Raw genomic sequence first — 6,997 nt, 5'->3', positions numbered from 1 at the left:
GCGCAGCGGCCGCACTCAGCCTTAGCGGCGTGGCCGGCGCAATCAGCCTTCGCGGCGTGACCGCCGCGCTGTCGTTCAAGCGCCCTACCGCCAGGCCGGTGCGGCGCTTGTTTACGTCCCTGGTGGCCCGGCCCGCGCCGGGTCGTAGCGGCCCGGGGACAGGATCCCATCCGGATCGAGCGCGTCCTTGATGCGGCGGACCGTGCGCCAGTAGCTGTCCCCGTGCGGGTCCAGGTCCGCCATCGACTGGTTGCCGACCCGGTACGGAATGTAGCCCGCCGCCATCAGCAAGTCGAACAGCGCGCGGTAGCACGCGCGCGCGCGGGCGGTCTCGGCTGGATCGTCCTTGTCGTAGGCGATGGTCAGCACGCCACCCAGGGTGCGCTCGTTGATCATGCTGAAGGTGGCGAACAGGTCGAACCCGTACTGGCGGAACACGGGCTCGGCCAAGCCGTGGACCTCCAGCATGTCCGCGCCACGGAGGGGCAGCACGGGCGACACCCACAGCAGGCCGCAGTTGTCGGCGGCCGGGTTCGCGCCCTGCGGGAACTGCGCGGGCAGGCCGCCGCGCCGGCGCCAGTAGGCCCCGGCCAGGAAGCGGCCATTCGGCACGCCGCGGTTCATCGCGAACAGCGACTCGCCCAGCGCCACGCGCGCACGGCGTGGCGGGCGGCCGCTACCTGGCGCGTGCGGCCGTACAAGGCGCCGGACACGGTCCATGCGCCCACCCCGGCCTGCTGTCGCAGGCGCTGGCGCAGCTCGTCCGGCAGTGCGGTGCTGGACGGTACCATGTCGCGCGGGAACACCATGCCGCCCGACAGCACGCGCAAATCGTTGCCGATGTGGAGGATGCTACGCAAGGTGCCGTCCATGCGCAGCGGGCGCAAGGCGTCGACCACGGCGCCGATGTCTTCGTGCCGGTCGACCGAGCACAGGAAGTGGTTGACGCTTTCCGCGCGCGGCATCAGCCACATCCCCAGGCGCGTGACGATGCCAAAATTGGATTGCGTGAAGATCCCATCCAGGTAAGGACCCAGTCCATAGGGATACAGATAGGTCGTGCGCGCTGACGGGTAATGGCCGAAGCCGGTGTTGACCACGTCGCCATTGGCCAGCACCACCTGCAGGCCGGCGATGTGCAGCAGCCGGTTGCCATACGGCGAGTGGCCGAAGCCGCGCTCCATGATATTGCCCACCAGGCTGGTGTCCGGGCCGGCGCCGGTGCTGTCCATCCACAGCTCGCCGCCATGCTCGGCCAGGTAGTTCGACAATTGCGCCTGCGTCACGCCGGGCTCGATCACGGCGTAGCCCAGCTCGGTGTCCAGCGCGAGGATCCGGTTCATGCGGCTCAGTTCGACGATGATCTGGCCGGAGGTGACCGCCGTCGCATCGCCATAGCCCCAGTTCTTGCCGGTGCTGATGGGGTACAGCGGGACCTGCAGCCGCGCGGCGATCGCCACCACTCCGGCCACCTCCTCCGCCGTGCCCGGGTACACGACCGCGCGCGGGCGGGTGGGCCGCGCGGCGGTGCTGCGGGCGTAGGCGCCCAGGGTGTCCGCGTCATCGAGGACGTGGGCGGCGCCCAGCAGCGCGCGCAGCGCAGCGACGGCGTCCTGGCCTGCTCCTTCCATGTCTGCCATATCAGCCCCGTCCCCCGATCAGACGCGCGGTAATGCCGGGCTCGTCCCATGTCGGGAAAAAATACGGATAAAACGACCGCTCGCTCTCGTGGTTCTCGAACAGGCCGCCAAACTTGCGGATCTGCTCGCCCATGTACTCGAGTTCCAGCCGCAGCAGCACGGCCGGGGCGCCCACCCGGGTGCAGGGGCGCTCGCCGCCGAAGTCATGGAAGCCGAGCATGCGCTTGTAGAACATCACGTGGCGCGGGTTGACCTCGATCACGTAGTCGGTGAAGCCCTGGATCAGGCGTGCGTAGATGTACGAGATGTGGATCAGCGAGGCGAACACGCGCTTGGTCACGCCCTTGTCGATCGCCAGGCGCGACGGCTCGCACATGCGGCGGCCCTGGACCCGCAATTCGTCCAGTTTGTCGCGAAAATTTTCATCGGCCGGCAGGCCCGCTTCCCGGTCCAGGCACAGGCTCATGGTGCCGACGATCATCCCGTTGGTTTCGGCGTACAGGGTGATCTTGTTGGGGTCGTGGTGCACGGCGTGCTCGACGTCGTAGCCGCGCCAGCCGTACATCTTGCGGATGAGCAGGCTGGCCGCCTCGCGCCGCCCCTGCGAGTTCGCCATCCGGATATGGAACACCTGGATGTCCAGGGCCGCGCCCTCATCCTGCGGGCGCCCTTCAATACACAAATCCCGCAGGCCCACGGGAGATTCGAACGACACAATCGGTTCGTCGTCATGCAGCATGGTTGAGCTCCTCCATGTAACCGGCGCGCCGCCCGCGGCGCTGTCCCGTGAGCAATCAGACAGGGTCATGCATAAGAAGTTCCGTAACTGACGAGAAAAAATGTCGGGATTACTGCCAGGCCCTTGACGCAAGTCGGGGCTGGTCCGGCCGGGGTCGCGCAAGTGCTTGATTTGATGAGGGAAAGTTGGCTGGCACGCATCCTGCTGATGGGGGCCGTGCACCAAACCAAATTCACAGGAGATCCGCCATGAACTTAGTACGCAAAACCGTCCTGGCCGCCAGCCTCGCTCTGGGTGCCATGGCCAGTGCGCACGCCGACAGCTTCGCTTCGGCCATCCTCGACATCAACAACTTCCGCCTGCTGCATTCGAGTGGCACTGCCTTTGCCGCCACCGACTTCCGCACCCTGACCGGCACCAACGACGCGCACGCCACGGCCAACCTGAACGCCGTGTTTGCCAACGGCGCGCAGTCGTTCCCGATCCTGTCGGGCACCACGCCGGACGTGCCGCACCAGTGCGTCGGCACCTGCTTCCCGAAGGCCGAGAACGACTTCACCCCGTTCCCCTTCCCGCCGCCGGCCCCCGGCACCTTCGGCTATGCTGACGAGAACCTGACCGGCAGCTCGATCACCGTCGGCATGGCCCCGGCCGGCGCCCACGCCCAGACCCGGGCCGACGCCTCGGTGATGATGAACGCCGTCGCCGCCGGCAACTCGGACGTCGGCACCTCGACCACCTTCGCCTTCACGCTGGGTTCGGCCGACACCATGACCATCGCCTTCGACGGCACGCCGTTCAGCCAGGCGTGGGTCTCGGCCGGCGCCGGTGCCACCACCAACGCCAACGCCCGCCTGTCGTGGAGTGTCAATATTGTCGACCTGACCACCGGGACCACCGTGTTCAGCTATGCGCCGAACGAGCTGAACGCCCTGTCGAACGTCAGCCGCACCGACGGCGCCCCGGGCACCACCACCTACAACCCGGGCACCATGGCCTTCAGCGCCGTCACCCCGATCCTCAACGCGACCGACACCTACCAGATCACCATCCAGCACAACACGCTGGCCAACGCCCTGCAGGCGGTGCCGGAGCCTGCCTCGCTGGCGATCTTTGGCATCGGCTTGCTGGGCGCCACCGTGGTGTCGCGTCGCCGCAAGTCCTGACCGTCTCCTTGTGGGAGCTGCGCTTGGCCGGCCGGCAACGGCCGGTCTTTTTTCTTCCGGCTGTCGTGGCGCAAGCCCGGCGGCCGGTCGGCACGTCTGTTGTACTGGCTGTCGAGGTCGCTTGAGCGGGCTCAAGGCAGGCGGTGGTTGGGGCCGGAGCCCGCTGACACGCCCCTATAATCGGCTGACCCTGCACAGAGTTATTCCGGAGGCCCGCGTACCATGGAGGACTTCGTTACCCAGCTAGTCGCCAGCATCCGCGGTATCTGGAATCACCGCTGGCATGCGTTGGCCGTCATGTGGAGCGTTGCGCTACTCGGCTGGCTGCGCGTCTATACGCTGCCGGACGACTACCAGACCACCGCCCGGGTGTTCGTCGACACCCAGAGCATCCTCAAGCCACTGCTGGCCCCGATGACCACGCTGCCGAACGTCGAGCAGCAGGTCGCCATCATGAGCCGCACCCTGCTCAGCCGCCCCAACGTCGAACGCGTGATGCGCATGGTGGACCTGGACGTGAAGGCCACCACGGCCCGCGAGCACGAGCAGCAGATCGAGGAGCTGATGTCCAAGATCAAGATCGGCGGCACCAGCACCTACGACATCTACACCATCACCTACAACAACAAGAACCCGAAGCTGGTGCGGGACGTGGTGCAGTCGCTGCTCACCATCTTCGTGGAAGGCAGTTTCAAGGGCAAAAAAGGCGAGTCCGAGAAGGCTGTCCAATTCATCGACGACCAGATCAAGAACTACGAGGACCGCCTGGTGGCTGCGGAGAACGCGGTCAAGGATTTCAAGCTGCGCAACGCCGGCCTGCTGCCGCAGCAAGGCACCGATTACTCATCCCAGCTGGCGCTGGCCGGCGATGCCCTGAACACCGCCAAGCTCGAGCTGGAAGAGGCCGAACAGGCCCGCAACGCCATCAAGGCCCAGATCTCGGGCGACGAACCGGTGGTCGGCCTCGACCCGAAACCGGTCGAGGTCGCAAATCCCGAGATCGACAGCCGCATCTCCGCCATCAACAAGAACCTGGACGTCTTGCGCTTGCAGTACACCGAACTGCACCCGGACATCATCGCCGCCAAGCGCCTGATTGCCCAGCTGGAGGAGCGCAAGAAAGCCGAGGCCAAGGAGAAGAAAGCTCCCGACGGCGACCCCGGCAAGAATTACAGCCCCATGCTGCAGCAGCTGAAGGTGGCGCAGACAGAGGCCGATGCCAAGGTCGCCGCGATGCGCGCCCGGGTCAACGAGTACGCCGCCCGCCACGCCCGCCTGCTGGCTCAGATCAACGCCGTGCCCGAGATCGAATCGCAGCTGGCCCAGCTGACCCGCGACTACCAACTCAACAAAGACAACTACGAAAAGCTGATGGCCAAGCGCGAGGCTGCCAAGCTGTCCGGCGACCTGTCCAGCACCACGGACATGATGACCTTCAAGATCATCGATCCGCCGACGCTGCCGCTGGCGCCGATCGGCCCCAACCGGCTGATGCTGTACAGCGTGGTGCTGCTGGCCGCCCTGCTGGCCGGCCCCGCCGCCGCCTTCGCCATGAGCCAGGCCCGCCCGACCTTCCTCGGCCCGGCCGCCATGCGCGCCGTCACTGGCCTGAACGTGATCGGTACGGTCGGCATGAATTGGACTCCAGGTGAGCGCATCAAGCGGCGCCGCGGTCAGTACGCCTTTGGCGCCGCCTTCGCCACCCTGCTCACGGCCTACGGCGGCGTGCTGGCCATGACGGTCCTGCGCATCTAAGCCTACAAAGCATCTGAGCCCGCAGCGCATCTGAGCCCGCAGCGCATCTGAGCCCGCAGCGCATCTGAGCCCGCAGCGCATCTGAACGCTGATCCACGCCCACCGGAGGATACGTGAACATCGTCGAACTGCAGTCGCCGGACCGGCGCCACGTCGAGGTCGACCTGGAGCGCCTGCGCCGCATGGGCCTGGTGACCCAGGACGGTGCCCGCACCAGCACCGCCGAGGACTTCCGCATCATCAAGCGGCCGCTGCTGCGTGCCGCACTGGGCGAGTCCCGCATCGGCCACAAGCACAGCAACCTGGTGCTGGTGACGAGCGCCCTGCCCGGGGAAGGCAAAACCTACTGCGCCGTCAACCTGGCCATGAGCATCGCCATGGAGAAAGACCACACCGTTCTGCTGGTCGATGCCGACGTGGCCCGGCCGTCGATCCCGAAGGTGCTCGGCATCGGCCCCGCGCCCGGTCTGATGGACATCCTGCTCAACGAAGAGCTGAGCCTGTCCGACGTGATCCTGCGCACCAACATTCCCTCACTGAGCATCCTGCCCGCCGGGCGCAGCAACAAGCATGCGACCGAGCTGCTGGCCAGCCAGGCCATGGCCGCGCTGCTGGATGACATTTCCAGCCGCTACCCGGACCGCATCGTGATCTTCGATTCACCACCGCTGCTGCTGACGACCGAAGCCAACGTGCTGGCCCAAAATATGGGCCAGGTCGTAATGGTGATCGAGTCCGAGACCACCACCCAGCGCGCCGTGCGCGAAGCCCTGCGGCGTCTGGAAAACTGCCATCACATCAATATCATCTGCAACAAATCGCGCCAGCTCCCCGGAAGCTACTACCACAGTTACTACGATTGATTTCCACCCGAGCCCCCGCCGCGCGAGAACCGCCATGACCACCGCCACCTTCGATTCCCCCCGGCTGGTCGTCCATCTGGTGCACCAGCTGGACACCACCGCCGCCGAAAACGGTCTGCTGAACCTGATCCGCCACATGCCGCCTGGCCGCTACCGGCACGCCATCGTCTGCCTCAAGGACCATCCGGGCCACGGCGCCATCTTCCGCCAGCGCGACGTCGAGGTGATCACCCTGAACAAGCGCGATGGCAAGGATTTCGCCCACTACCTGCGCATGTTCCGCACCCTGCGCGCGCTGCATCCCGACGTGATCCACACGCGTAACCTGTGCGGCATGGAAGGCCAGCTGGTGGCCGCGCTGGCCGGCGTCAAGTCGCGGGTGCATGGCGAGCATGGGCGCGAAACGCCCGACCCGCTCGGCCGCCGTCTCAAGTACCAGCTGCTGCGCCGCTTGCTGCGCCCACTGATCAGCCATTTCATCGCCGTCAGCGCCGACCTCGAAGAATGGCTGATCGACTCGGTGGGCGCGCCGCCGGCCCGCGTGTCCCAGATCGCCAACGGCGTCGACAGCATCCACTTTCACCCGCGCCTCGGCCCGCCCGCGCTGGTCGGGCCGCCCGGCTTCATGGTCGACCACGCCTTCGTGATCGGCAGCGTCGGCGTGTTCGACGAAGACGCCAACTACCCGGCCCTGGTTGACGCTTTCCTGCGCCTGGCGGCCAGCGGCGACCCGGCTCATCAGCGCCTGCGCCTGCTGATCATCGGCGACGGTCCCACCCGCGCCACCTGCCTGGACATGCTGATGCGCGCCGGCCAGGCCCACCGCGCCTGGCC

The 6,997-nt window shown here is 66.8% G+C and carries 7 protein-coding genes; 4 read left to right on the top strand and 3 right to left on the bottom strand.

Going from position 1 to position 6,997, the window contains the following annotated elements:
* Positions 1 to 111: 111 nt before the first annotated feature.
* Genes E4L96_RS24035 through E4L96_RS04025 form a run of 3 tightly spaced genes read right to left on the bottom strand, consistent with a single transcriptional unit; the run spans position 112 to position 2,379 of the window.
* Positions 112 to 651 carry an FAD-linked oxidase C-terminal domain-containing protein gene (locus tag E4L96_RS24035; protein WP_220433387.1) on the bottom strand — a complete coding sequence of 180 codons (540 nt, stop codon included), beginning with the start codon at positions 649 to 651 and terminating at the stop codon, positions 112 to 114.
* Positions 621 to 1,640: an FAD-binding oxidoreductase gene (locus E4L96_RS04030; protein ID WP_220433386.1), complete on the bottom strand. Its 1,020-nt coding sequence runs from the start codon at positions 1,638 to 1,640 to the stop codon at positions 621 to 623. The genes E4L96_RS24035 and E4L96_RS04030 overlap by 31 nt, the downstream gene beginning before the upstream one ends.
* 1 nt (position 1,641) lies before the next feature.
* Positions 1,642 to 2,379 (bottom strand): N-acyl amino acid synthase FeeM domain-containing protein, encoded by a 738-nt coding sequence (locus E4L96_RS04025; RefSeq protein ID WP_135205942.1) that lies wholly within the window; start codon positions 2,377 to 2,379, stop codon positions 1,642 to 1,644.
* A gap of 248 nt (positions 2,380 to 2,627) precedes the next feature.
* Here E4L96_RS04025 and E4L96_RS04020 point away from each other — a divergent pair, with 248 nt between their 5' ends.
* The 4 genes from E4L96_RS04020 to E4L96_RS04005 form a co-directional block, all read left to right on the top strand.
* On the top strand, positions 2,628 to 3,545 hold the full coding sequence (locus E4L96_RS04020; protein ID WP_135205941.1) for an EDSAP-1 family PEP-CTERM protein: 918 nt from the start codon (positions 2,628 to 2,630) through the stop codon (positions 3,543 to 3,545).
* Positions 3,546 to 3,767: 222 nt separating this feature from the next.
* Positions 3,768 to 5,300, top strand: a complete 1,533-nt coding sequence (locus E4L96_RS04015; protein ID WP_135205940.1) for an XrtA system polysaccharide chain length determinant — start codon at positions 3,768 to 3,770, stop codon at positions 5,298 to 5,300.
* A 113-nt stretch (positions 5,301 to 5,413) separates the two neighbouring features.
* Positions 5,414 to 6,163: an XrtA-associated tyrosine autokinase gene (locus E4L96_RS04010; RefSeq protein ID WP_229414212.1), complete on the top strand. Its 750-nt coding sequence runs from the start codon at positions 5,414 to 5,416 to the stop codon at positions 6,161 to 6,163.
* A 34-nt stretch (positions 6,164 to 6,197) separates the two neighbouring features.
* Positions 6,198 to 6,997: glycosyltransferase (locus E4L96_RS04005; protein WP_135205939.1), on the top strand; the 800-nt coding region annotated here is incomplete at its 3' end.

The sequence above is a fragment of the Zemynaea arenosa genome, from assembly GCF_004614185.1.
GTDB classification, from domain to species: Bacteria; Pseudomonadota; Gammaproteobacteria; order Burkholderiales; family Burkholderiaceae_D; genus Telluria; species Telluria arenosa.
Note: the sequence above shows the minus strand (reverse complement) of the source record. Positions and strands in the feature narration are given on the sequence as shown.